The 26,496-nt window shown below is 37.2% G+C and carries 16 protein-coding genes; 15 read left to right on the forward strand and 1 reads right to left on the reverse strand.

From position 1 onward, the window contains the following. Positions 1–50 precede the first annotated feature (50 nt). From ilvC to ACKPCA_RS00530, 15 genes are all read left to right on the forward strand, one after another. Complete coding sequence (gene ilvC, locus ACKPCA_RS00460; RefSeq protein ID WP_054718421.1) at positions 51–1,097, forward strand: ketol-acid reductoisomerase; 1,047 nt, start codon at positions 51–53, stop codon at positions 1,095–1,097. Positions 1,098–1,772: 675 nt separating this feature from the next. After that, positions 1,773–3,269 carry a 2-isopropylmalate synthase gene (locus tag ACKPCA_RS00465; protein WP_321280700.1) on the forward strand — a complete coding sequence of 499 codons (1,497 nt, stop codon included), beginning with the start codon at positions 1,773–1,775 and terminating at the stop codon, positions 3,267–3,269. Between the two features lie 111 nt (positions 3,270–3,380). After that, positions 3,381–4,781, forward strand: a complete 1,401-nt coding sequence (gene leuC, locus ACKPCA_RS00470; RefSeq protein WP_321280701.1) for a 3-isopropylmalate dehydratase large subunit — start codon at positions 3,381–3,383, stop codon at positions 4,779–4,781. A 69-nt stretch (positions 4,782–4,850) separates the two neighbouring features. Beyond that, positions 4,851–5,432, forward strand: a complete 582-nt coding sequence (gene leuD, locus ACKPCA_RS00475) for a 3-isopropylmalate dehydratase small subunit (RefSeq protein ID WP_321280703.1) — start codon at positions 4,851–4,853, stop codon at positions 5,430–5,432. A 50-nt stretch (positions 5,433–5,482) separates the two neighbouring features. After that, entirely contained in the window at positions 5,483–7,039 is a 1,557-nt protein-coding gene (locus ACKPCA_RS00480) for an alpha-isopropylmalate synthase regulatory domain-containing protein (RefSeq protein ID WP_321280705.1), read from the forward strand. 618 nt (positions 7,040–7,657) lie between these two features. Then, positions 7,658–8,728 carry a 3-isopropylmalate dehydrogenase gene (leuB, locus tag ACKPCA_RS00485; RefSeq protein WP_321280707.1) on the forward strand — a complete coding sequence of 357 codons (1,071 nt, stop codon included), beginning with the start codon at positions 7,658–7,660 and terminating at the stop codon, positions 8,726–8,728. An 84-nt stretch (positions 8,729–8,812) separates the two neighbouring features. Continuing rightward, complete coding sequence (gene ilvA / locus ACKPCA_RS00490; protein WP_321280709.1) at positions 8,813–10,078, forward strand: threonine ammonia-lyase IlvA; 1,266 nt, start codon at positions 8,813–8,815, stop codon at positions 10,076–10,078. A gap of 166 nt (positions 10,079–10,244) precedes the next feature. Then, complete coding sequence (locus ACKPCA_RS00495; protein WP_054718437.1) at positions 10,245–11,780, forward strand: TldD/PmbA family protein; 1,536 nt, start codon at positions 10,245–10,247, stop codon at positions 11,778–11,780. A gap of 40 nt (positions 11,781–11,820) precedes the next feature. Beyond that, positions 11,821–13,137 (forward strand): TldD/PmbA family protein, encoded by a 1,317-nt coding sequence (locus ACKPCA_RS00500; RefSeq protein WP_321280712.1) that lies wholly within the window; start codon positions 11,821–11,823, stop codon positions 13,135–13,137. A gap of 112 nt (positions 13,138–13,249) precedes the next feature. Continuing rightward, positions 13,250–14,860, forward strand: coding sequence for a DUF6377 domain-containing protein (locus ACKPCA_RS00505; RefSeq protein WP_321280713.1), 1,611 nt, complete (start codon positions 13,250–13,252; stop codon positions 14,858–14,860). Between the two features lie 193 nt (positions 14,861–15,053). Next, positions 15,054–17,132 carry a glycoside hydrolase family 97 protein gene (locus ACKPCA_RS00510; RefSeq protein WP_321280714.1) on the forward strand — a complete coding sequence of 693 codons (2,079 nt, stop codon included), beginning with the start codon at positions 15,054–15,056 and terminating at the stop codon, positions 17,130–17,132. Positions 17,133–17,246: 114 nt separating this feature from the next. After that, positions 17,247–20,525, forward strand: coding sequence for a S41 family peptidase (locus ACKPCA_RS00515; RefSeq protein WP_321280716.1), 3,279 nt, complete (start codon positions 17,247–17,249; stop codon positions 20,523–20,525). Positions 20,526–20,849: 324 nt separating this feature from the next. After that, complete coding sequence (locus tag ACKPCA_RS00520; protein ID WP_321280718.1) at positions 20,850–23,675, forward strand: M16 family metallopeptidase; 2,826 nt, start codon at positions 20,850–20,852, stop codon at positions 23,673–23,675. 179 nt (positions 23,676–23,854) lie between these two features. Next, positions 23,855–24,439, forward strand: coding sequence for a hypothetical protein (locus ACKPCA_RS00525; RefSeq protein WP_321280720.1), 585 nt, complete (start codon positions 23,855–23,857; stop codon positions 24,437–24,439). Positions 24,440–24,481: 42 nt separating this feature from the next. Then, entirely contained in the window at positions 24,482–25,903 is a 1,422-nt protein-coding gene (locus tag ACKPCA_RS00530; protein WP_054718456.1) for a flotillin family protein, read from the forward strand. An 87-nt stretch (positions 25,904–25,990) separates the two neighbouring features. Here the strand turns inward: ACKPCA_RS00530 and ACKPCA_RS00535 are convergent, their stop codons facing one another. Next, positions 25,991–26,488, reverse strand: coding sequence for a hypothetical protein (locus ACKPCA_RS00535; RefSeq protein WP_321280723.1), 498 nt, complete (start codon positions 26,486–26,488; stop codon positions 25,991–25,993). Positions 26,489–26,496: the final 8 nt, after the last annotated feature.

Consider the following 26,496-nt stretch of genomic DNA (forward strand, 5'->3'; position numbering starts at 1 on the left):
GACTTGAAAAATTTAAACTCAAGACCAATATCTAATAATCTTAAATCAAAATGGCAACAATTAATTTTGGCGGTGTAGAAGAACAAGTAGTAACTCGTGAAGAATTTCCATTGGATAAAGCTCGCGAAGTATTAAAAGAGGAAACCATTGCAATTATTGGTTATGGAGTACAGGGGCCAGGTCAATCACTAAACCTAAAAGATAATGGCTTTAATGTAATCATTGGTCAGCGTAAAGAATCAAAAACTTGGGATAAGGCCGTAGCCGACGGTTGGGTTCCAGGAGAAACACTTTTCGAAATTGAAGAAGCTTTGGAAAAGGCAACTATCATCCAATACTTGCTTTCGGATGCTGGACAGATTGCTGTTTGGCCAACCGTTAAAAAATATTTGACTCCAGGGAAAGCATTGTATTTCTCGCACGGATTTGGAATCACGTATAAAGAACGTACAGGTATTGTTCCTCCAAAGGATGTTGATGTAATCCTGGTTGCACCTAAAGGATCGGGAACCAGTTTGAGAAGAATGTTCTTGGAGGGCAGAGGTTTGAATTCATCTTATGCAATTTTCCAGGATGCAACTGGTAAAGCTTTCGATAGAGTTGTTGCATTGGGTATTGGTGTTGGTTCAGGTTACCTGTTCGAGACTACATTCAAAAGAGAAGTATATTCTGACTTAACAGGTGAGCGTGGTACATTGATGGGATGTATTCAAGGTATTTTTGCAGCTCAGTATGAAGTTCTTCGTGCGAATGGTCACTCTCCATCCGAAGCTTTCAACGAAACTGTTGAGGAATTGACTCAAAGTTTGATGCCATTGGTTGCTGAGAACGGTATGGACTGGATGTATGCAAATACTTCAACTACTGCACAACGAGGAGCTTTGGATTGGTGGAAGCCTTTCCGTGATGCTACCAAACCCGTTTTCGAAAAACTATACAAAGAAGTTGCTGCTGGTAATGAAGCTCAACGTTCTATTGATTCAAATAGTGAAGAAAACTATCGTGTGAAGTTGGAAGAAGAATTGAAGGAATTACGCGAAAGCGAAATGTGGCAAGCAGGAACAGCTGTTCGTAAGCTTCGCCCAGAAAATAACTAGTGCAGTTAGTTAGGTAAAGTAGTTATTGTGTGAATGGAAGGGTAGAATATATTATTTTCTACTTTTTTCATTCACATGATCACTCAAAACTCACTCTTTGAAATAGCTTGAAGATCCCATATTTACACTTATTGTTGTAGGGTTTAATGCAGCGTAAATGAGTTAGATATGAATGACGAGCTAGCAAAATAAATAAAATTGAATTGCTTTGAATATCGTAGCTTGTTGAGATAAATTGTTTTCTCTCATTCTTAATAGTTCTTAGGTTTGTTGCAGAATAAAAAAATCAACTAAAACATTAACACAGAAACAAAAACATGATGTACGCAAGTTCATTTATTATTGGTTTAATTCTCATTCTTGATCTCATTATTATTAAAAGATCGAGTAGGAAGACTGTGTTATAATCTGAGAAAGATAAAATGATCATAATGCAAAGTTCTTCCAAGATGGAGGAACTTTTTTTTTACAACAAAAACTAAGAAACGGTTGAAAGATTATTTATCAGGAGAATTATGAAAGATTTTTTATTTAGATAATACAAAATTGATGCGAATAGCCCAAGCTATTTAAAGAGATTTTGGAGCAGTATAAATGAAAAAGACACATCATTAATTGATAGAATAATTTTTTAACAGTTTCACTATTAACCAAGTTATCAAAAACACGAAAGAAATGAGTGATAAGTTATTTATTTTCGACACAACATTGCGCGATGGTGAGCAAGTGCCAGGTTGCCAATTGAATACTATTGAAAAGATTGAAGTGGCAAAAACACTTGAGGCATTAGGTGTTGATGTAATCGAAGCTGGCTTTCCGGTTTCAAGTCCAGGGGATTTTCAGTCGGTCGTCGAGATCGCTAAAGCAGTAAGTAATCCAACCATTTGTGCATTAACACGTGCGGTTGAAAAAGACATAGACGTTGCTGCTGAGGCGCTCAAGTTTGCAAAACGAGGAAGAATCCACACGGGAATTGGAACTTCACCATATCATATCAAATCAAAATTAAATTCGAATCCAGATGAAATCCTTGAACGTGCAGTTCGTGCGGTAAAATACGCAAAGCGATATGTTGAGGATGTTGAGTTCTATGCAGAAGATGCTGGTAGATCAGACAATGAATATTTGGCAAGAGTGGTTGAAGCGGTAATTGCTGCAGGTGCTACGGTAATTAATATTCCGGATACTACGGGTTATTGTCTTCCAGCTGAGTATGGTGCTAAAATCAAATACCTGATGGAGAATGTTTCAAATGTTCACAAGGCGATTCTATCTACTCACTGTCACAACGACTTGGGAATGGCAACAGCCAACTCATTAAGTGGGGTGATTAATGGAGCTCGTCAGGTTGAAGTTACCATTAATGGGATTGGAGAACGTGCTGGAAATACTTCATTGGAAGAAGTTGTGATGGCTATTAAAACACATCATGATTTGCCATTGCATACTGATATCAATACCAAGGAAATTTATGGAGCAAGTCGTTTGGTATCTTCATTAATGAACATGCCAGTACAGGCCAACAAAGCAATTGTAGGAAGAAATGCATTTGCTCACTCTTCAGGAATCCACCAGGATGGAGTTTTGAAAAACAGAGAGAACTACGAAATTATTGACCCGGTTGAAGTTGGTATTCAGGAGTCAGCAATTGTATTGACAGCACGTAGTGGTCGTGCAGCTTTGAATCACCATTTGGAGCAAATGGGTTATAATTTGTCCAAGGAAGAATTGGATGAAGCCTATTCTAATTTCTTGGTGATGGCTGACCAGCGTAAGAATTTGAGCGAGAAAGATCTTGCTGAGTTAATGGGCGAGAAAGAAAACTTGGCTAAAACTGTAGAGTTGGAGTTGTTACAAGTTGTTTCAGGTAAATCAACCATTCCAATGGCAACAGTTCACCTTAAAATTAAAGGCGAAAGTTGTGCCGCAACTGCCGAAGGTAATGGTCCAATCGATGCTTGTTTCAATGCTGTTAAAAAACTGATCAAGCAAAAATTCACCTTGGGAGAGTTCTTGGTGCAGGCATTAACTCGAGGAAGCGATGATCTTGGAAAAGTTCATGTTCAGCTAGAACACAATGGTAAGATCGTATATGGCTTTGGTGCCAATGTAGATATCATTACCGCTTCTGTTGAGGCCTTGGCAGATGCGCTTTCGAAAGTGGTTTACTAAATCAGTATTGAATAATTGCTTGTGTCACTTTATTGAGGTAAGCAAAATCTAGAATGAAAAAATAATAAATAAACCAATAGCAATAAGCTAGAGGTTAAGAGCTAAAAAGAAATGGAACCAAAAACATTATTTGATAAAGTTTGGGATGCTCACGTGGTTGAGAAGATCGATGGAGGTCCTAGTGTATTGTATATCGATAAACATCTGATACATGAGGTAACAAGCCCGCAGGCATTTGCTGGTCTTGAGGCTCGTGGCTTAAAAGTTTTCCGACCAGAAAAGACCGTTGCTACTCCTGACCACAATATTCCAACGGTAAATCAGCATCTGAAAATTGAGGATGAATTGTCAAGAAATCAGATAGAAACCTTAACAACAAATTGCAAGAAGAATAATATTACTCTTTATGGATTGAATCATCCAAAGAATGGTATTGTTCACGTGGTTGGTCCTGAATTGGGTCACACGCAACCAGGTATGACTATGGTTTGTGGTGATAGTCACACTTCTACCCACGGTGCTTTTGGAGCTGTTGCTTTTGGTATTGGTACCTCGGAAGTTGAAATGGTATTGGCTACCCAGTGTATTCTTCAGCCTAAGCCAAAGAAAATGCGTATTACCATTGATGGAGAACTGCAAAAGGGCGTTACCGCTAAAGATCTTACCCTTTACGTGATTTCTAAATTGGGAACAGGTGGAGCAACCGGATATTTTGTGGAGTATGCAGGATCTGCAGTACGCAACTTGACCATGGAAGGCAGAATGACGGTTTGTAACATGAGTATTGAAATGGGTGCTCGTGGTGGAATGATTGCACCAGACGAAACCACTTTCGAATATGTAAAGGGTCGTGAATTTGCTCCTAAAGGCGAAGCTTGGGACAAAGCCATTGCCAAATGGAAAGAATTGAAGACCGATGAAGGTGCTGTGTTCGATAAGGAATACACATACAAAGCAGAGGACATTGAGCCTATGTTGACTTATGGTACAAATCCGGGCATGGGAACAGGAATCACTGGTAACATTCCAACGGCTGAAGAAGTTGAAGCATCGGAATTGCCAACGTTCAAAAAATCATTGGATTACATGGGCTTTGAATTGGGTGATAAACTCCTAGGTAAAAAGGTAGACTATGTATTTGTAGGAAGCTGTACCAATGGTAGAATCGAGGACCTAAGAATGTTGGCATCTCTTGTTAAAGGCAAGAAAAAAGCTGATTCGGTAACCGCATGGATCGTTCCAGGTTCCAAGCAAGTTGAAAGGCAAGCTCAGGAAGAAGGATTGGTTGAAGTATTGGAAGAAGCTGGATTTGAATTGCGTCAGCCAGGATGTTCGGCATGTTTGGCCATGAATGATGATAAGGTTCCTGCAGGAAAATACAGTGTTTCTACATCGAACAGAAATTTTGAGGGAAGACAAGGTCCTGGATCAAGAACTCTTTTGGCTAGTCCGCTAACAGCGGCAGCAGCAGCAGTTACAGGTGTAATCACCGATCCTAGAGAATTGTTTTAATAAAATATTTACAAATATTTTTTAGCTGAAGGCGTACAGCTGGAAGCTAATCGCTTAAAAGATAGAAAAATGCCAATAGATAAATTTACCGTATTAGAGTCGAGTTATGTACCACTTCCAATTGAGAATGTAGATACGGATCAGATAATTCCTGCGCGATTCTTAAAAGCAACCAGTCGTGAAGGTTTTGGAGAAAACTTGTTTAGAGACTGGAGATTTACTGCTGATGGATCAGAAAACAAAGACTTTGTATTAAATAACCCAAAATATTCCGGACAAATTCTAGTTGCGGGTAAAAACTTCGGAAGTGGTTCTTCAAGAGAACACGCAGCCTGGGCGGTTCACGATTATGGATTCAAGGTGGTCGTCAGCAGTTTCTTTGCTGACATTTTCAGAAATAATGCACTAAACAATGGAGTGTTGCCGGTAGTGGTATCTCCTGAGTTCTTAAACAAAGTGTTTGCTGCAGTTGAAGCAGATAACAGTCAGAAATTGCTTGTAGATCTTGAAGAACAAAGCATATCACTTAATGGTGAGAAAGAGGAGTTTGAAATCAATCCTTACAAGAAAAACTGCTTGTTGAATGGATTCGATGATATCGATTACCTCTTGGATAAAAAAGAAAACATAGAAGAATTTGAACAAGAGTAATTGGCCAAAGGCTGATTGCTCATCAAATAAAATACACAATCACAGATAAAATGAACGAACTGCGTAGCTTAGAAATAATGGATACCACCCTTAGGGATGGTGAGCAGACTTCGGGAGTTAGTTTCAATGCCGACGAAAAGTTGGGTGTGGCTAAACTCTTGCTGCAATCCGTAAAAGTAGATCGATTGGAAGTTGCTTCCGCGAGAGTATCAGAAGGAGAATTTCAGGCGGTAAAACGAATTACCAAATGGGCCGAAGAAAATGGTATGATTGATAAAATCGAGGTACTTGGATTTATTGATGGGAAAGCTTCGCTGGATTGGATTTACAAGAGTGGTGCACGTGTAGTCAACTTGTTGTCGAAAGGCTCATTAAAGCATTTGCAGGGACAGTTGCGAAAAACTCCCGGACAGCATGTTCAGGATGTAAAGGATGCCGTTGCTTACGCAGAAGAATTAGGCATAAAAGTGAACCTTTATTTGGAAGATTGGTCGAATGGAATGCTGACTTCGAGAGATTACGTTTGGTACCTTTTGGATGAATTGCAAAATGAAAACATTCAAAGATTCATGTTGCCTGATACCTTGGGAGTAATGAACCAGGTTCAGGCTTTCGACTTTTGCTATGCTTGTCGCGAAAGATACCCAAAGCTGCATTTCGATTTTCATGCCCATAACGATTACGATTTGGCTTTGGCCAATGTGTATTCATCGGTGTTGGCTGGAGTAAACGGAATTCATACCACGGTAAACGGATTGGGTGAGAGAGCAGGAAATGCTCCTCTGGCTTCGGTGGTAGGAGTAATCAAAGATCACTTGTCACGACAAATCAATGTAAATGAAGAGAAAATAAATACGGTGAGTCGTATTGTTGAAACTTTTTCAGGAGTAAGAATTCCAGCCAATAAACCTTTGGTAGGTGAGAATGTGTTTACCCAAACCTGTGGTGTTCATGCCGATGGTGATTCGAAAGACGACTTGTACTTTAACCGATTAATGCCAGAGCGCTTTGGTCGCGAACGAAAGTATGCTTTGGGGAAAACATCCGGTAAGGCAAATATCAAGAAAAACCTGGAAGAGCTGGGAATGACACTGGAAGAGGAAACCATGAGAAAGGTAACTCAAAGGGTGATAGAGCTTGGCGACAAGAAAGAAACCGTTACCACTGAGGATCTTCCTTATATTGTTTCTGATGTTTTGAATCAGAGCATGGAAGAAATGCCAATTTCAATAAAGCATTATTCCCTGTCTTTATCGAAAGGAATGAGGCCTTTTGCATCAGTCAATTTGGAAATTAACGGACAAATGCACGAGGGAACAGCCTCTGGAGATGGACAGTATGATGCTTTTATGAATGCAATATGGTCAGTGTACGAGCAGCTGGGAAAAGATCGACCAGTATTGAAGGATTATTTCGTGAGGATTCCTCCCGGGGGTAAAACCGATGCACTGGTAGAAACCTTAATTACCTGGGATTTTAAAGGAAAAGAGTTTAAAACTCGCGGATTGGATCCCGATCAGGTTGAAGCAGCGATTAAAGCTACTGCCCGAATGTTAAATTTGTTAGAGCAACAATGTAATAAACTAAGCGAGAAAGATATTTACTAAGTTACAGCTTGCACGATCTTCAATAAATTGTTGAGAAGAAGTCAGTCAATGGTTAATATCATTTTCGTGATGTTCAGAAGGAGGCCTGCAAGCCTTGGGACCCCTTCCGTGTATGCAAGTAAGGGGGTAAAGTTCGCTGGGATCCCTTTCAAGTGATTAGGGAAGAGGCTAACAAGTTTGTTTACCCTTTGCTTGTAATTAGGTTGAGGGGCTACAAGTATGAGAGTGTGTTTTGTGTAATCAAGTTGATATCTCACTAGCATGTAAGCCTATAAACAATAACCTGGATAGGGCAAACAATGATATCAGAACCCTACTTGTCATTTTGTCGAGGGTAAGCGGGGGGTAAATATGGGCTAATTGATATTACGAAGGAGGTAAACATTATTGCAAGAGAGTGTCTTGACATGTAGGATAGGGTAATCAATTTTGCGAGATGCTTAGTCAAGAGTAGTGAAGACACAAACATGTATGCTAGATGTAATCTGAACTTCACGCAGGTAGAAAACAAGCAAGCGATATGCTTTTTGAAGATCACGGAAGAAACAAACAATTAAGCAGGATATCATCCAGCAATAATAAATAAGTAGAAAATAAAAACAGAATAACTTAAAAACAATGGCTTACAAAATAGCAGTATTACCAGGAGATGGAATTGGTCCTGAAATTGTAGAGCAGGCAAAAAAAGTGTGCGACGCAATCACAAAGAAATTTGGACACGAATTTGAATATACAGAGGCTTTGGTAGGAGCTACCGCGATTGATCAGGTAGGAGATCCTTATCCTGCTGAGACTCATGAATTGTGTATGAAATCGGATGCGGTACTTTTTGGTGCAATTGGTCATCCAAAGTTTGATAACGATCCTTCGGCTAAGGTTCGTCCAGAGCAGGGACTTTTGAAAATGAGAAAGACCTTGGGATTGTATGCGAATCTTCGTCCAGTGAATACTTTTAAATCATTAATTCACAAATCACCATTGAAAACCGAGCTGGTTGATGGTGCTGATTTTATGTGTATTCGTGAGTTGACAGGTGGGATTTACTTTGGTCGTCCGCAGGGAAGAAGTGAAGATGGACAAACTGCTTACGATTCTTGTGTCTATACGGCCGAAGAAATCGAGAGAATCATTCGATTGGGTTTTGAATATGCCGGAAAAAGAAGAAAAAAGCTGACCATTGTTGATAAGGCAAATGTATTGGCTACTTCAAGATTATGGAGAGAAATAGGACAGAAAGTTGCTCCTGATTATCCGGATATCGAAGTAGAGTATATGTTTGTTGATAATGCAGCCATGCAGATTATTACCTGGCCAAAGCGTTTTGATGTAATGGTTACCGAAAACATGTTTGGAGATATTCTTACCGATGAAGCAAGTGTGATTTCAGGTTCAATGGGAATGTTGCCATCAGCATCTATCGGTGTTCACACTTCTGTTTTTGAGCCAATTCACGGATCGTATCCACAGGCAGCAGGCAAGAATATTGCCAATCCATGTGCAACGGTACTTTCTGCAGCCATGATGTTCGAGTATGCATTTGGCATGATGAAAGAAGGAGCTTTGATTCGCGAAGCAGTTGATCAGTCGCTAGAGGCGGGTGTAGTTACCGAAGATATTGCCGATGGAAAGAAAGCTTACTCAACATCCGAAGTAGGTGATTGGTTGGCAGAATATATAGAAAAAGCATAAAAAAAAGCGATCAGCAAACAGCAGTTAGCTATCAGAATGTAATGGAAGCTGGTTGCTGTATGCTCTTTAACCAAAGGGGGAAAAGTGACAACAAAAACAGAATATTATTATCCAAAAATGGCAGATATTGTGAAGGCCGGTCGAACGGTACAGGAAGTAGTGGAAAGTACTCCTGTATTGAAAAATATGAACCTGTCTGTAAAATATGATGCCAATATCCTTTTAAAGCGTGAAGATCTTCAGATGGTAAGATCTTATAAAATAAGAGGAGCTTACAATAAGATTGCTGGTTTAAGCAAAGTGCAACTCGAGAAAGGGATTGTATGTGCTAGTGCTGGGAATCATGCACAAGGTGTAGCATACTCATGCAAGAAATTAGGCTGTTCAGGTGTAATTTATATGCCTGAAACAACGCCACGACAAAAAATTAAACAGGTAAAAATGTTTGGTGGCGAAAATGTCGAGGTAATCCTAATTGGTGATACTTTTGATGACGCATCAAATCAGGCTTTGGCTGATGCAGAAGAGCATGGCAAAACCTTTATTCATCCTTTCGATGATCCTAAAATTATTGAAGGACAGGGAACCATTGGTCTTGAGATTCTACAAGATTGTCCCGATCCTATTGATTACATTATTGTACCAATAGGTGGCGGCGGTTTGGCTTCGGGACTTGGTGCATGGATAAAGGAATTCAGTCCACAGACCAAAATTATTGGCGTAGAACCGGAGGGTGCTCCATCGATGAAAACTGCATTCGAAAAAAAGGAGAATGTTTCCCTGGTAAGTATCGATCGATTTGTGGATGGTGCTGCAGTGCAAAAAGTGGGAGACTTAACCTGGCGCATTTGCGAAAAGGTATTGGATGATGTGGTCGTGATTCCTGAAGGATTGATTTGTTCAACAATTTTAAGATTGTACAACGAAGATGCTATTGTTGCTGAACCGGCAGGAGCATTATCCATTGCTGCTTTGGAATTGATATCGGATCAAATAAAGGGCAAGAATGTGGTTTGTATTTTAAGTGGTAGCAATAATGATATCACAAGAATGGAGGAAATCAAGGAACGAAGTCTACTGTATGAAGGTTTGAAGCACTACTTCATTGTTCGTTTTCCTCAAAGATCAGGAGCCTTAAAGGAGTTCGTAAATGATGTTTTAGATCAGGGTGATGATATTACGCACTTTGAGTATTACAAAAAGCACAGTAGAGAAAAGGGGCCAGCTGTAATTGGCATTGAAGTCCGTCAACCAGAAGATTTAAAGAGATTACAGGAACGAATGACAGAAAGAAATTTTGTTTTTGAGTACCTGAATGATAAGACTGATTTATTTCAGTTCATAGTTTAATATTCAATGTTTATAACGATCTAAAAAGCGATACCTGTAAATCAGATATCGCTTTTTTATTGCTCTTGTGTAGATAGTTGTATTTTGATTTTATTATGACAATAAAAATTGTTAACTTTTGACTGCCAATAAAATCAAAGAAAACCCTAACCTTAAACACATTTGTATGAATAATGAAGTTTCAAGAAGAGAGTTCATCCGAACAGGATCTGTCTCTCTTGCAGGAATGGCGATTCTTCCTTCCTTTCTAAGCTTTGGATGCAATCGATTAACAGAACAATCAGGACTAAATGAGTATCTGGAACATTTTGGAGTAAGCAAAGAAATGTTACAAAAAGTAATGGCAGAAGCCTTATCGAGAGGTGGAGACTATTGTGACTTGTATTTTGAACATACCCTTTCGAACAATGTTGGTCTGATGGATAACGAAGTAAATCGTGCAGGTTCTAATATTGCTTATGGAGTTGGTGTAAGGGTATTAAAAGGTGATCAAACAGGATATGCTTTTTCTGAAGAAGTAAGTCTGGAAGCGATGCTTAAAGTTGCAAAAACTGCAGCAAGTATTGCTAATGAAAGCAAAGATTTCCCATCTATTAACTTAAGTGAAAAAGTCAATCCGGATTATTACAAGTTTAAGACTGCTTGGGAAGATGTATCCATCAAGCAAAAAATCCCTTATCTACAAAAACTAAACGACAAGATTTTTGCTTTAGATGAAAAAGTGGATAAAGTTCAAGTATACCTGAATGACGAATCCAGCTATGTTTTGTTTGCCAACTCAGAAGGTATTTTGAGTTGTGATTACAGACCAATGTTTAGCTTGTATGCCAGCGTAGTAATGATTGATGGTGATAAGAAAGAAGATTTTGGTTCATCGAGATCAATGCGAGTAGGCTTCGAATATCTTACTGAAGACTTACTGGATGAAGTAGCCAAAGAAGCTGTGGATGGAGCAAAAAGACAATTCTTGGCAGGGAAGCCTAAAGCTGGTGAAATGCCTGTTGTTTTGGCTGCTGGTAGTTCAGGTATTTTATTGCACGAAGCTATTGGGCATGCATTCGAAGCAGATTTCAATCGCAAGGAAACTTCAATTTTCTCAGACAAGATGGGTAAGAAGATTGGTAAAGATTTCGTTACCATCGTTGATGATGGAACCAACCCAAATATTCGAGGTTCGGTGAATATCGATGATGAAGGGATTGATACACAAAAAACCAACCTGGTTACAGATGGTGTGTTAACGAGCTACATTCACGATAGAATTAGTGCCAAACATTATGGTGTTGACCCTACTGGAAATGGTAGAAGAGAATCCTTCCGATATGCTCCACTTCCTCGTATGAGAAATACTTATATGGAAAATGGTCCTCATACCCAAGAGGAAATCATTGCCAGCGTTAAAGAAGGTGTATTTGTTGATTCATTCACCAATGGAGAGGTGAAAATTGGAGCTGGAGATTTTACATTCTATGTGAAATCAGGCTATTTAATTGAAAATGGAAAACTGACTCAACCAATTAAGGATATCAACCTGATTGGTAATGGTCCTGAATCATTGGCTGAAATTGAAATGGTAGCCAACGATTTTAAAATGGACTGCAGTACCTGGACATGTGGTAAAGGTGGACAAGGAGTTCCTGTATCACTAGGATTACCAACAATAAAAGTATCGAAACTTACTGTTGGTGGAGTGAATGCATAATTGCATTCCAGTATCATTTATCAATTAAAAAGAAGAATCAATGAAAGACAATAAAAAAATGGAATTGGCCCATTGGGCTTCCAAATATGCAAAGGAAAATGGAGCGAATGAAGTTTCAGTTTCTGTTTATGACTCTAAGCAATCCGAAGTTGAGATTAGAGAACAAAAAATCGATAAAATTCAGGAGTCAATCGAAAGTGGCTTAAGTATTAAACTTTACGTGAATGGCAGATATTCAACGCATTCTACTAACCGATTGAATAAACCTGAATTGGAGAGATTCATTAAAGAAGCAATTTTAGCAACCAATTATCTTGCTGAAGATAAATTCAGATCTTTACCAGATCGTGAACTTTGTTACAATGGCGAAGAGCGTGATTTGAAACTGTCCGACTCAACTTACGATGCAGTTGATCCTCGAGAAAAGATTGAAGCAGCCATGAAGGTTGAAGCCGAAACCATGGGAATGGATGATAGAATCATTACAGTTTCTGGCTCCTATGGCGATGGATCATCACGCGGCTACATGGTTATGAGCAATGGAGTTGAGGGATTCAACGAATCTACTTCTTTCTATGTGAGCGCAAGTGCTTCCATCAATGGAGGCGATAGCAGACCTTCGGCAGGTCATTATATGGCAACTCGTTTTTGGGACAAATTAAATCCTGAAGGAGTTGGAAAATTTGCTGTTGAGAGAGCTTTACAGAAAATTGGAGCAAAAAAGATCAAATCTGGTAAAATGGACATGCTGATTGAAAATCGTTCTGTTGGCAGAGTATTCAGCTCTTTACTTCAACCATTGTACGGCTACAATTTGCAGCAAAAGCGTTCCTTCATGGAAGGTAAGATTGGACAGAAGATAGCTTCAGATGTTTTAACCATCATTGATAATCCATTTATTGAGTCGGGTCGTAATTCTCGTCTTTTCGACGGTGATGGATTAGCTGCCAAAGAAATGACAGTGATTGAAAAAGGAATCCTTAAGACCTATTATATTGGCAATTATTACGGAAAAAAATTAGAGATGCAACCAACCACTGGTTCTCCATCAAATTTAATTTTCGAAAAAGGTAATAAGGATTTAAACGACTTAACCAGGGAAATGAAAGAAGGTATTTTGGTTACTGGTTTTAATGGAGGTAATTCTAATCCTGCTACTGGTGATTTCTCGGTAGGAGTTGAGGGTTTCTATGTGAAAAATGGGGAAATTCTTCATCCTATTGCTGGAATGAATATTACAGGGAATCACAAAGAGATTTGGAATCAACTGGCAGCTGTTGGAAATGATCCATTAACCGATCGTTCATGGCAAACTCCAAGTATGCTATTTGAAGGAATTGATTTTAGCGGATTGTAAAATAATGATCTAAAATTTTAAAAAGTTGGGTCTGTTGGGATTTTGTTCCGAACAGACCTATTTTTGTAATGCGAAATGATCAAACAGAATTAAACTGATTTAATTTTAAAATATGTACTCAAAGCAATTCATCTCACTATTTCTGATTCTATTATCATTTACATCCTATTCCAATTCGATATTTCAAAGTGATAAAGAAAAGAATGTAAATTATTATCTGAAGCTAAAGGATAGTATTGATGATGCAAAATGGAGGAAAATAAACTCACTTACTGATTCCATAAATCGTTTGGATAAAAATGTCAATTTAGAACATCAATATCAGTTGCTTTCAGGTTTAAGCAAAGAGTATAAGTATTTCGTTTATGATTCAGCTTTTTATTATGGCAATAAGACTTTGAAACTTGCGTATCAGTTAAAAGATGTAGAGAAAATTGCAGAGTCGAAATCAAATCTGGCACTGGTTTTACTATTAAAAGGTTTATACAAAGAAACCATTGATACCATACAAACCATAAGAGGACAGGATTTGCCTAATGAAAAAAGAATTGAATTTTATGCCGTTGCATATCGTGCATATTATGATTTGGCAAACTCTCGTTGGGGATTTTATTCACCAAAGTACCGAAAGATAGGAGATCAGTATGTTGATAAAATTGAACAGGAGGGAAAAGCAAACTTTTTTCATTATAACTTGGCTTTGGCTCTTAAAAGTCTGAATCATCAAAAGGATAAGAGTGCAGTAAAATATTACACTAAGATAATAGAAGGTTTAAATCTCGATCCTCATCAAATGGCAATATGTCAGAGTGGTATGGGGGTTGCTTTAGCGCGGTTAGGAAAAAAAGATGAGGCAAAAAAAGCGATTGAAAAAGCAGTAATTGGAGATGTGCTATCGGCTACGAAAGAAACATTAGCTTCCAAAATTTTAGCCGAGATACTGTTTCATGAAGGAGATCTCGAGAAAGCAAATAAACTTATAGAACAGGCAAGAGAAGATGCTGAATTTTATGGTAGTGATGCACGCAGGTTGGAAATATCTTTCATCCAACCGGATATTGATGCAGCTGTTGTTGGAGAGCTGGAAAAAGAGAAAAGACTAGTTGTACTCATTGGTATTGTAATTTCTGTATTACTGATTGTAATTATCGTTTTGGCGATTGTATTCTTTAAAAAATTGCAAGAATTAAAAAAGGTTAGAAAGGAAATTGGTGAGCGTAACGAAAATCTTAGAATAGTAAACGAAAGTTTAAGAGAGGTAAGTAGAATAAAGGAGGAATATGTTGGGTATTACTTTAATTTCAGTTCACAGTTTATTGAGAAAATGGAAGGCATGAAAAAGGCCATATCCCGACAGTTAATGACAAAACAATACGAAGCAATTCAATCGGAATTAAAAAATTACAATCCTAAAAAAGAACGACAATTACTATTCGAAGATTTTGACAGAATCTTCTTAAAACTTTTCCCTGATTTTGTGAAGCGATTTAATTTGTTGTTTGAGGAATCCGAAAGGATAAACTTAAAAGATTCTCAAAGCCTAAATACAGATTTAAGAATATTCGCTTTAATTAGATTGGGTGTAAACGATAATGAAAAAATTGCAAGTATTTTGAATTTCTCCGTAAATACAATTTATACTTATAAGACGAAAATAAAGAATCGATCTCTCATATCAAATGATGAATTTGAAGCAAAAATAATGGAAATTAAGTCGGTTTAAATAGATATTTGATCTATATGTCATCTATATTTTGTTGTGCTGTTTTTGTTTGTAAGTATCATTAAATTAAGGTTTAATATTTTTTAAGGCATCTTTGATTTCTATATTTTGGGTTTGTTTTTAGATATTGACTAACTTCTAATGTTATTTTGAAGTTGAAGAAAACAGATTAACTAAATCAATAAACTCAGCAATGAAAATTAAATCAATTCAAAGTTTGTTAATTGGTTGCTTGATGATTTTTGCATCATGTACCAATGAGAAAATAACAACCAAAGTTTCATCGCCAGATGGCAAAATTGGTGTTGAAGTGAGTATGGTAGAAGGCCAGGCTACTTACCAGGTTTCTTTTAAAGGTAAGCCTGTAATTGAACCTTCCTCAATGGGATTTGACTTCAAGGACATGCCAGCCATTGAAAAAGGTTGGAAAATTGTGGATTCTGAAAGTTCATCGAACGATTCTAGCTGGGAAATGCAATGGGGAGAGAAACGAGTTGTAGTTGATAATTTTAATCAATTAAAACTGAGTTTGGAAGAACAGCAAGCTCCAAACAGAAAAATGAACATCATATTTAAAGTTTATAATGATGGCTTGGGATTTCGTTATGAGTTCCCTGAACAAGATGCGATGAAAGAGGTATTGATTACTGAGGAAAATACTCAATTTAATTTGACAGGAGACCATAAAACATGGTGGATTCCTGGAGATTGGGATATTTATGAGCATTTGTACAATACAACAATGTTCTCCGAAATTGATGCTACAAAACTCAGAAATCATGCAAGTTTAGCACAAACATCTATTCCAAATAACGCAGTAAATACTCCTGTTTCGATGAAAACGGATGATGGCGTTTACCTAAGTTTCCATGAAGCAAACTTGACAGATTACTCCGGAATGACCTTGAAAGTAAACAAGGAAGACTTAATGTGGGAATCTTGTTTGGTTGGATCATTAAATAATGATTACAAAGTAAAGCGTAGTGTTCCATTTAATACACCTTGGAGAACCATTCAGATTGCTGAGAAAGCAGGTGATTTAATTGAATCGGATCTGATTGTAAATTTGAATGAACCAAATAAAATTGGTAAGGTTGATTACTTTAAGCCAATGAAATATGTAGGCATCTGGTGGGATATGCACTTGGGAACCAAGACCTGGGATAAAGCAAGTGGACGCCATGGTGCAACTACCGAATATGCAAAAGAATTAATCGATTTTGCCTCAGAAAATAATATTGGAGGTATTTTGGTTGAAGGTTGGAATACCGGATGGGAACATTGGATTGGTTTTGAAGATCGTGAAGGTGTTTTTGATTTTGTAACTCCTTATCCTGATTACGATTTGGCCGAGGTGGTTCGCTATGGAAAATCAAAAGGTGTTGAGTTAATCATGCACCACGAAACATCTGCAGCTCCACGTACCTACGATCAGCAAATGGATACTGCATACCATTTAATGAACTCATTGGGAATTCATTCTGTGAAAACCGGTTATGTTGGAAAAATTATTCCTAAAGGAGAGTTCCATCACGGACAATGGATGGTGAATCACTACAGAAGAGCTTTGGTAAAAGGAGCAGAGAACAAGATTGCAATTAATGCTCACGAACCAATTAAAGCTACAGGTTTACGTCGTACTTATCCAAATGCGATTGCAAGAGAAGGTCTTCGCGGACAAGAATTTAATGCATGGTCTTCTGATGGAGGAAATCCGGCAGAACACTTGCCAATCGTTGCGTTTACACGTATGTTAGCTGGACCAATCGATTATACTCCTGGTATTTTCAATATCAAATTAGAACCATATAAAAAAGATAACCAGGTTAATACTACATTGGCTCACCAATTGGCTTTGTATGTTGTAATTAATAGCCCTATTCAAATGGTGCCAGACTTGATTGAAAGTTATAAAGGAAATGATGCATTCCAATTTATCCGTGATGTTGCTGTAAACTGGGAACAAACAAAAGTATTGAATGGTGAGATTGGTGATTTTGTTACGATTGCTCGTCAGGATCGTGAATCGAATAATTGGTTTGTAGGTGCAATTACCGATGAAAATGCTCGTGACCTGAAAGTTGCACTAGACTTCTTGCCAGTAGGTAAGAAATACATGGCAACACTATATATGGATGGAGATAATGCACATTGGGATAAAAACCCTACTGAATACAAGATTGAAAAAATGGAAGTAGATAACACTTCTGAATTACAATTAAAATTAGCTGCAGGTGGTGGAGCTGCAATTAGTTTGATTGAAATGAAGTAGTTCATACTTTAACAATATTTTAAGTGGTATTCTTCTCGGAGGATGCCACTTTTTTTGTAGCTTCACTTCATCAATTTTAAAAATTGATAAGCTTAATTCACAAATACTAGTAACATGCTAAAAATCAGATTGAGAATTGGTGTCTTGTTCACCGTTCTTATGAGCATTATAGGAAGTGCTCATGCAAAAGAGGATGTTCGTTTATTGCGATATCCTGATATTAATAACAATTTAATCGCATTTGTGTATGCTGGCGATATTTGGACTGTAGATTCAAATGGTGGCGATGCAACACGTTTAACTTCTCATATGGGAATGGAATTGTTCCCTAAAATTTCTCCTGATGGAAAATGGATTGCCTTTTCAGGAGAATACTCAGGAAGCCGTCAGGTGTATGTAATGCCTGCAACAGGAGGTACTCCAAAACAGTTAACTTATTACAATTCGGTGGGTTTAATGCCACCACGTGGAGGTTTTGATAATGTTGTTTTGGACTGGACACCAGATAGTAAATCTATTTTGGTACGTATGAATCGTACTGCATTTGGTGAAAGAAATGGTAAATACTTTAAAGTTGGTATTGATGGAGGAATGGAAGAAGAACTTCAAATTCCTGAAGGAGGATTTGGTGTTTTCTCGCCTGATGCCAGTAAAATGTGTTTTGCCCCAATTAGCCGTGAATTTCGTACTTGGAAGAGATACAAGGGCGGGCGTGCAGCAGATCTTTGGATTTACGATTTAGAGAAGGATCAATCGGAAAGAATTACGAAGTTTGTTGGTTCCGATCAAATTCCTTCGTGGTACAAGAATGCCATTTATTTTGCTTCTGATCGTGATTTGAAACTGAATATTTACAAGTATGATGTAAATAGCAGGAATTTGACTCAAATGACACATCACAAGAATTTTGATGTGATGTGGCCATCGGGAGAGAATGGACAAATTGCGTATGAAAACGGAGGACAACTATACAAGTTAAATCTGGAAACAGGAAAAGAGGAACGTGTAATTGTTAATATCAATTTTGATAATCCAAACACATTGCCATTCTATAAAAATGTGAAAGGATTCATTGAGAATTGGGCTGTTTCTCCTTCAGGAAAACGTGCGTTGTTTGATGCTCGTGGTGATATTTTTTCGGTTCCGGCTGAAAATGGATCTACAATTAATTTAACGCAAACACAAGGCGTTAGAGAAATGTCACCAAGCTGGTCCCCAAATGGGAAATACATTTCATATTACTCTGATGCTACAGGTGAGTATGAAATCTATTTACTGGAAAACAAGAAGGGAGCCAAGGCAAAACAAATTACCAAAGGATCTTCTTCTTGGATGTATCAACCAAAGTGGACTCCGGATAGCAAACATATGATTTTCTTCGATCGCAGTTTAAAATTGAAGTTGATCAATGTTGAAACGGGAGCGTTAAAAGTGATTGATCAAGCAGAGAGAAATGAAATTAGAGATTTCTCGCTTTCGCCAGATTCAGATTGGATTGCATACGTAAAAGATAGTTCGAACGGGCAGGGTGCAATTTGGGTTTATCAAGTTTCAACAGGCAAGAAACATGCTTTAACCAATGATACATTTGGCGATTCTTCTCCTGTATTCTCTAAAGATGGAAACTTTATGTATTTCCTATCGAATAGAGATTTTAACCTTGATTTTTCAAGTTTTGAGTTCAATTACTTGTATAATAATGCAACTCGCATTTATGCAATGGCTTTAAATGCCGATGGACCAAAATTATTTCCACTAAAAACTGATGTTGAAGAATATAAGGAAGAGGTGAAAGAATCATCAAAGTCAAAGAAAAAAGCCAAAGGTGATGCTACAAAAGTGCAGAAACTAAAGGTGAAAATTGATTTGGATGGCATAAACAATCGTATCATTGCATTCCCGGTATCATCAGGAAATTATAGCGGATTACAGGCAGTTGAAGATGGTATTTTATACAGAACCAATGGTAGTTTGCATCACTACATTCTTAAAAAAGAAAAGAATGAGGTGGTACTTGAATCTGTTTCAGATTACGAATTGGCTGACAATGGAAACAAGATCATGTACCGTTCTGGTTCAACTTATGGCATTACAGATTTATCAAAAGGTCAGGCAGCAAAGTCTGGAGCATTGGATCTTGATGATATGGAAATGAAGATTGATCCTGTTAAGGAATGGAATCAGATCTATACAGATGGCTGGAGAATCTTTAGAGATTATTTCTATGTGGAAAACATTCATGGTGTTGATTGGGCTAAAATTAAAGCCGATTATGAACCGATGGTGAAAGACCTTGGACATCGTGCGGATTTGGATTACATTTTAGGTGAAATCATTTCGGAGACGAATACAGGTCATGCTTACGTGAACTATGGTGATTTTGAGAAAGTAAAATCAGTGCAAACAGGTTTACTGGGTGCAAAACTAAAAGCTGATTTGAAAAACAACAGATACATCATTTCAAAAATCTACGATGGAGAAAACTGGAATCCAGCACGTCGTTCCCCTTTAACCGAACAAGGAGTAAATGTAAAAGAAGGTCAGTACTTGATTAGCATTAATGGACATGATGTAACCACCAAGGTAAATCCTTACTTGTATCTTGAGAATATGGTTGGTAAGAGAGTTGAAATTGCAGTAAACTCTACTCCAAGTATTGAGGGAGCTAAGACTTATACCATTAAACCAATTGCTAGTGAACTGGAGATAATTTACCTGGATTGGGTGAATGAACGAAGAGCAATGGTTGAAAAATTATCAGGTGGAAAAATTGGGTACATTCATGTTCCAAACACGGCAGTAGAAGGTAATCGTGAATTGCACAGAGGAATGTATGCATATCACGATAAAGAAGCATTGATTATTGATGACCGCTACAATGGTGGTGGGTTTATTCCTGATCATATGGCAGATTTATTAGATCGAGATGTGCTTTCATATTGGCACTTACGTGGATTGGAACCATGGAAAACACCTGGTGTGGCTCATGATGGACCTAAAGCAATGTTGATCAACCATTATTCTTCTTCAGGTGGAGATGCATTCCCATATTTCTTCCGTAAAAAAGGATTGGGTAAATTGATTGGTACTCGTACCTGGGGCGGATTAGTTGGCATGTCGGGTAACGCTGGATTAGTTGATGGTGGTTATATTGCAGTTCCTCGTTTTGGTATCTTTGATGAAAACCAAAACTGGATTATTGAAGGAGTGGGTGTATATCCGGACATCGAAGTTTATGATGAACCACACTTGGTGGCAAAAGGAATTGATCCTTGTGTTAAAAGAGCTGTGGAAGAGTTGTTAAAGGAACTGGAAAATAAGCCAGCAAAGAAAAAAGTTATTCCACCTGCTAACCCTAACCGATCAGAGTGGATTGAAGAAGATATTAAATAATATATATCAATATAAACAGAAGGAGCATCAGATTGGATGCTCCTTTTTTTTTGACTCTATGTGTAATTTAGATTAAATATATATTGATATCTGAAAGAAGTTAGAAGTTTATGAAAAAATATGCGACTTTATTTGAAGAAAAGTGAACGTTTTAGAGGGTTTGGTGAATAATTTACAGTCAAATTTATATGGTAAATATTAAATTGTCCAATCGTTAAAAAATGTAAATGGGATTGTTAAATAACTATTTCTTTCGTTAATTTATATAGAACTTGCATTTATGTTGTGTAGGTTTTAAAATCAAATCACCAAAACAGATATCAAATGATTAAAAATTTTATTGGTAAAGTTAGCCTTTGTGGGACTTTATTATTTGCTGGAGCAGGAATGCTAACGGCTCAAAATCAAATGGATTCCAAACTTCCGATGGATCCTAATGTAAGAACTGGAAAGTTAAAAAATGGATTAACTTATTATGTGCGACACAATGAGGAGCCTAAAGATCGTGCTAGCTTCTATATTGTTCAGAATGTTGGAGCTGTTCTTGAAAATGACAATCAGAATGGATTGGCCCACTTCTTAGAGCATATGGCTTTTAATGGAACTGAACATTTCCCTGGAAAAGGAGTGCTAAATTATCTGGAGAAATATGGAGTTGCATTTGGACGTAATATTAATGCTTATACTAATGTGGATGAAACGGTTTACAATTTGAGTAATATTCCTACCTCAAATGAAAATCTTTTGGATTCAGCATTATTGGTTTTACATGATTGGTCGAATTACCTAAGTCTTGAAGGTAAAGAAATAGATAGCGAGCGTGGTGTTATTCACGAAGAGTGGAGAACCAGAAGATCAGGTGGTATGAGAGCTTACTTGGAAAAGAATAAAGTAATCTACAAAGGATCGAAATATGCTGAACGTGATGTTATTGGGAACTTGGATGTAATTGACAACTTTGATCATCAGGTTATACGCGATTTTTATCATGATTGGTACCGTACAGACCTACAGGCTATTGTAGTTGTGGGTGATATTGATGCTGAAAAGTTTGAAAATAAGATCAAAGAAATGTTCGCTCATATTCCGGCTGTAAAAAATCCTAAAGAACGAATTTATTATGATGTTCCAGATAATAAAGAGCCTATTGTTGGTATTATTACCGATCCAGAGGTAAGCAATTATTCTTTTGAGGTGTTTTACAAGCATAAAGCAACCCCTTTTGAAGAAAAGAACATGAAATACTATCGTAATTCTCTTATAGAGAATTTACATTCAAGTATTTTGGGAAATCGTTTAAATGAATTGCTTCAGAAAGGTAATGCTCCTTTTATTAATGCATGGGCTGCATATTATAATAAAGCTCGTAAAATGGATGTTTACCACAACAGTGTTACTTTGAAGGAAGATAATTTACTTGGAGGTGCAGAAACGTTCTTAAAGGAAATTGAAAGAGCAAACAGATATGGTGTTGTTGCTACGGAATTAGAAAGAGCAAAAACAGAAATGTTGAGCAGTATTGAAAAGCAATTTAAAGATCGTAATAAGCAACATAACGATAGATTGGTAAGAGGTTACCAGAGACACTTCTTGGTAAACGAGCCTGTTCCAGGAATAGAATTTGAATACGAGGCAATTAAGAAACTACTACCAGGCATTTCAGCTGAAGAGGTTAATGCATTTTCGAAGAAATGGATGACAAAAGAAAATGTAATCATCACATTTACAGCTCCTGAAAAAGAAAATGTTGAATTACCAACAGAACAGCAATTATTAGCTTTATTAGAGAAGGTTAGAAAATCAGATTTAAAACCTTATGTAGATAAGGTAATAACCGAGCCTTTAATTGCAGAAATGCCAAAAGCAGGAAAGGTTAAAAAAGAAGCAGAACTTAATGGTTTTGATGCTACAGAGTGGACTTTAGCTAATGGAGCAAAAGTAGTAGTAAAGAAGACTGATTTCAAAGAAAATGAAATTCGTTTACAAGCATTCAGCAAAGGAGGAAATTCATTATATGGAGTGGAAGATCTAGCTTCAGCTGAAATGGCAGGTGGATTTATTGCTAATTTCGGTTTAGGTAAGTTTGATCAGACTAGTTTGCAAAAATTATTGACAGGAAAATCAGTTCAAGTTTCTCCATATATCAGTGAATTATCTGAAGGATTTAGCGGAAACTCGTCAGTTAAGGATTTTGAAACCATGTTGCAATTGGTACACATGTATTTTGTTGCTCCACGTTTCGACGAAGAAGCTTTTACCGCATTAAAGGGTAGATATATGGCTTATGTATCCAATATGGGTGCTGATGTTAACAAGGCTTTCAGAGATTCTGTTTCGCTTACTACAACTGATCACAATCCTAGAACAATCTTATTCAATACAGATATGATTGCCAGTTTGAATCTTGAAACAATGAAACAAGTGTATCAAGAGAGATTTGTGGATGCAAGTGATTTTACTTTTGTATTTGTTGGTAATATCGATATTGAAAAAGCGAAGCCATTGATCGAAACATATTTGGGAAGTATCAAGGACATCGATCGAGAGGAAACTTGGAAAGACAATGGAGTAGACTATCCTAAAAAAGATACTTACAACCATTTCAAAAGAGAAATGGAAACTCCAAAAACAACTATTCATATCGACTTGCATGGTAATATCAAATATTCAAGAGAGAATAAACTCATGATGAATTTTGTATCTAGTTTATTGAATAAGAGATATCTTGATGTGATTCGTGAAAAAGAGGGTGGATCATATGGAGTTGGAGTTAGAGCCTATGTAGATAAGTTCCCTCGTGAAGAATATAATTTAATTATTCGTTTTGATACTGACCCAGCTAAATCTGATAAGTTAAAAGGGATTGTTTATGACGAAATTCAAGGATTATTTACAAATGGGGTAAAAGAGGATGATTTGATTGAGACGAAGAAAAACTTCATTAAAGAATACCAAGAAAATCTTCGTAAGAATGGTTATTGGATTAATGCAATCAATCGTTATTATACTTATGGTGAAAGCGTTGATTCAATTGAAGATTATGAAAAAATGATTAACGCAATTACCAAAGAAAAGGTGGAGAAATTTGCAAAGAAATACTTTGCTAAAACAGGAAAAGTAGAAGTTGTAATGTCTCCAAAAGAAAAATAAATAAGATTCATTAAAAAATAGTAGAAGGAGCATCAAGTTTGGTGCTCCTTTTTATCTGACAAAAATCAGTCAAAAACATGTGAAAAATAGAATACAACTAAAAAGAAAAAAACAGCTAAGCATAATCACTGTTAGGTCAAGAATTCTTACTACTTTAGATCAAATCAAAATCAATTATTATGATACTACAAATTTCTGACTGGTGGAGTGCCATGGATATCGTTGAAAAGATATTCTGGGGAATTTCTATACCATTTTCAGTTCTGTTTCTCATTCAAATGGTAATAACTTTTCTTGGAGGAGATGTGGACGATGTTGCTGCTGATGGTGATGCAGATGTTTCTGGAGATACGGGGATCGATTTCCAATTTCTTACTTTAAAGAACCTGATCGCCTTTTTTACCATTTTTGGTTGGACTGGAATTATTTGTTTGCACATGGGATTTGGTGCTGGATTGGCAACATTTATTGCAACCATTGCAGGTTTAATCATGATGGTTATTATGGCTTCTATCATGTATTTTATGGGGAAACTGACAGAAGAGGGAACCTTAAATTTGAATAATGCAATTGGTAAAGCAGGTAATGTATACCTTACTATTCCTGCCAACCGAAAAGGTATGGGAAAAGTGCAGATTCAGGTGCAAGGCTTACAAACTTTAGATGCCATTACCGATGCAGAAAAAGATATTAAAACCGGTGCTGTCGTGGAAGTTGTCGAGATCCTAAACGATCAAATTCTTGTTGTATATCCAATAGGTTAATCTATTAATAATCATTAAATCCAATTAATTAACAAAAACATTATGGGAGAATATATTGTTCTTTTGATTACTGCTGCAGTAATATTCGTTTTCGTCCTAATTGTATCCTTCTTTAAAAGATACAAGCGTTGTCCATCCGACCGAGTTTTGGTTGTGTATGGTAAGGTAGGAAAAGGTGGTGGTGCCGAGTCACGTTCAGCCAAGTGTATTCATGGTGGTGCCGCATTTGTATGGCCAATTATTCAAGATTATGCTTTTCTTGATCTTACACCAATTTCAATTGAAATTAACCTGACCAACGCCTTAAGTAAGCAGAACATTCGTGTTGATGTTCCTTCGCGATTTACTGTTGGGATTTCGACCGAATCTGGCGTAATGACCAATGCTGCAGAGCGTCTTCTGGGATTGTCGCAAGTAGATATCAGCAATTTGGCAAAGGATATCATATTTGGTCAGTTGCGTTTGGTAGTTGCTACCATGGATATCGAGGAGATTAACAGCAACCGTGATAAGTTCCTTGCTGCTGTATCATCAAACGTTGAGGCGGAATTGAAAAAGATTGGTTTGAAACTGATCAACGTGAACGTTACAGATATCAACGACGAATCGGGTTATATCGAAGCTCTTGGTAAGGAAGCAGCTGCAAAAGCGATAAATGATGCGAAGAAGAGTGTAGCTGAAAAGAATCGTGATGGTTCTATTGGTGAGGCAAACGCATTACAGGAACAACGTGTTCAGGTAGCTGCGGCGGATGCTACAGCAGTTGAAGGGGAGAATACAGCGAAGATTACCATTGCCAATTCTGATGCCGGAAGACGTGAGAAAGAAGCGGAAGCAGAACGTTTGGCTACAGCAGCAGAGAAAGTTGCTACGGCACGTGCATTAGAGGAAGCATATTCTGCAGAGCAGAAAGCAGAGGCTGCTCGTGCGATTCGTGATAAAGCATCACAAACTGCGGATATTGTTGTACCTGCACAAATTGATAAGGAAAAGATTGAGATTGCAGCAGAAGCAATTGCTGAGCAAACCCGTCGTCATGCGAAAGGGGAAGCTGATGCAATTTATATGAAGATGGAAGCGGAAGCGAAAGGTATCTATGAGATCTTGAGTAAGCAAGCTGAAGGTTTCGATAAGATTGTAAATGCTGCTGGTAGCGACGCTAAAGATGCTGTAATGTTGATGATTGCAGATAAGTTGCCAGAATTGGTTGCTACACAGGTTGAAGCCATCAAGAACATCAAGATTGATAAGGTTACTGTTTGGGAAAATGGTAATGGTAAAGATGGCAAAACATCTACTGCTAACTTTATGCAAGGCATGATGGGATCGATTCCTCCAATGGAAGAACTGTTTAAAATGGCTGGAATGGAGCTACCAACTTATCTTGGCAAAAAAGTAGAAGAAAATAATGAGACTGTAGACTTCGAAGATGTTTCTGAACAAGAAAACAAAGAAGAGGAATAAGCAGTTGATCGGATAGAGGAGAAAAGGAGCATCGTTTGGTGCTCCTTTTTGTTTTTAATTCTCTCTATTGAATTGGAACAAAGGGAATTATTTGTTTATCTCCACATGGTTTGATTTTAGATCACTTTGATCATTTGGTCTTTCAGTTGGAATAAAAAATAGAAATAAACCTATACCTCCAATAATTAAGATTCTTGTCATCATCTGTCGAAGGAATAAATCCTTTGTCTTGTGATACTCAATAAAAGATAGTAAACAGCAAAGAAAGCAAGCTAACAATCCAATGTAAAACAAGGTTGTTGCATAAGGATAAAACATCAATTTGAAAAGTATGGAAATTAATATAATTGGCAAACCCATTCCACAGATTTTAACTGTAATTGAATTACTAACCTCTTCTTTTATAAATACTTTTCTAATTCGATAGGCAATTGGATCATTGCTACTTAGATAATACAAGAAATAATAAATAGCCAATAAATTGAGACTTATAGTTAGAATTATACCAGAATATGGTAGTTCAAATTGTTTGAAAAGTAATGCAACAATAGTAGCAATAATGGCAATCAGTTCTATTTTTTTCATTTGGAATT

This window comes from Marinifilum fragile, assembly GCF_963677365.1.
Classification (GTDB): domain Bacteria; phylum Bacteroidota; class Bacteroidia; order Bacteroidales; family Marinifilaceae; genus Marinifilum; species Marinifilum fragile.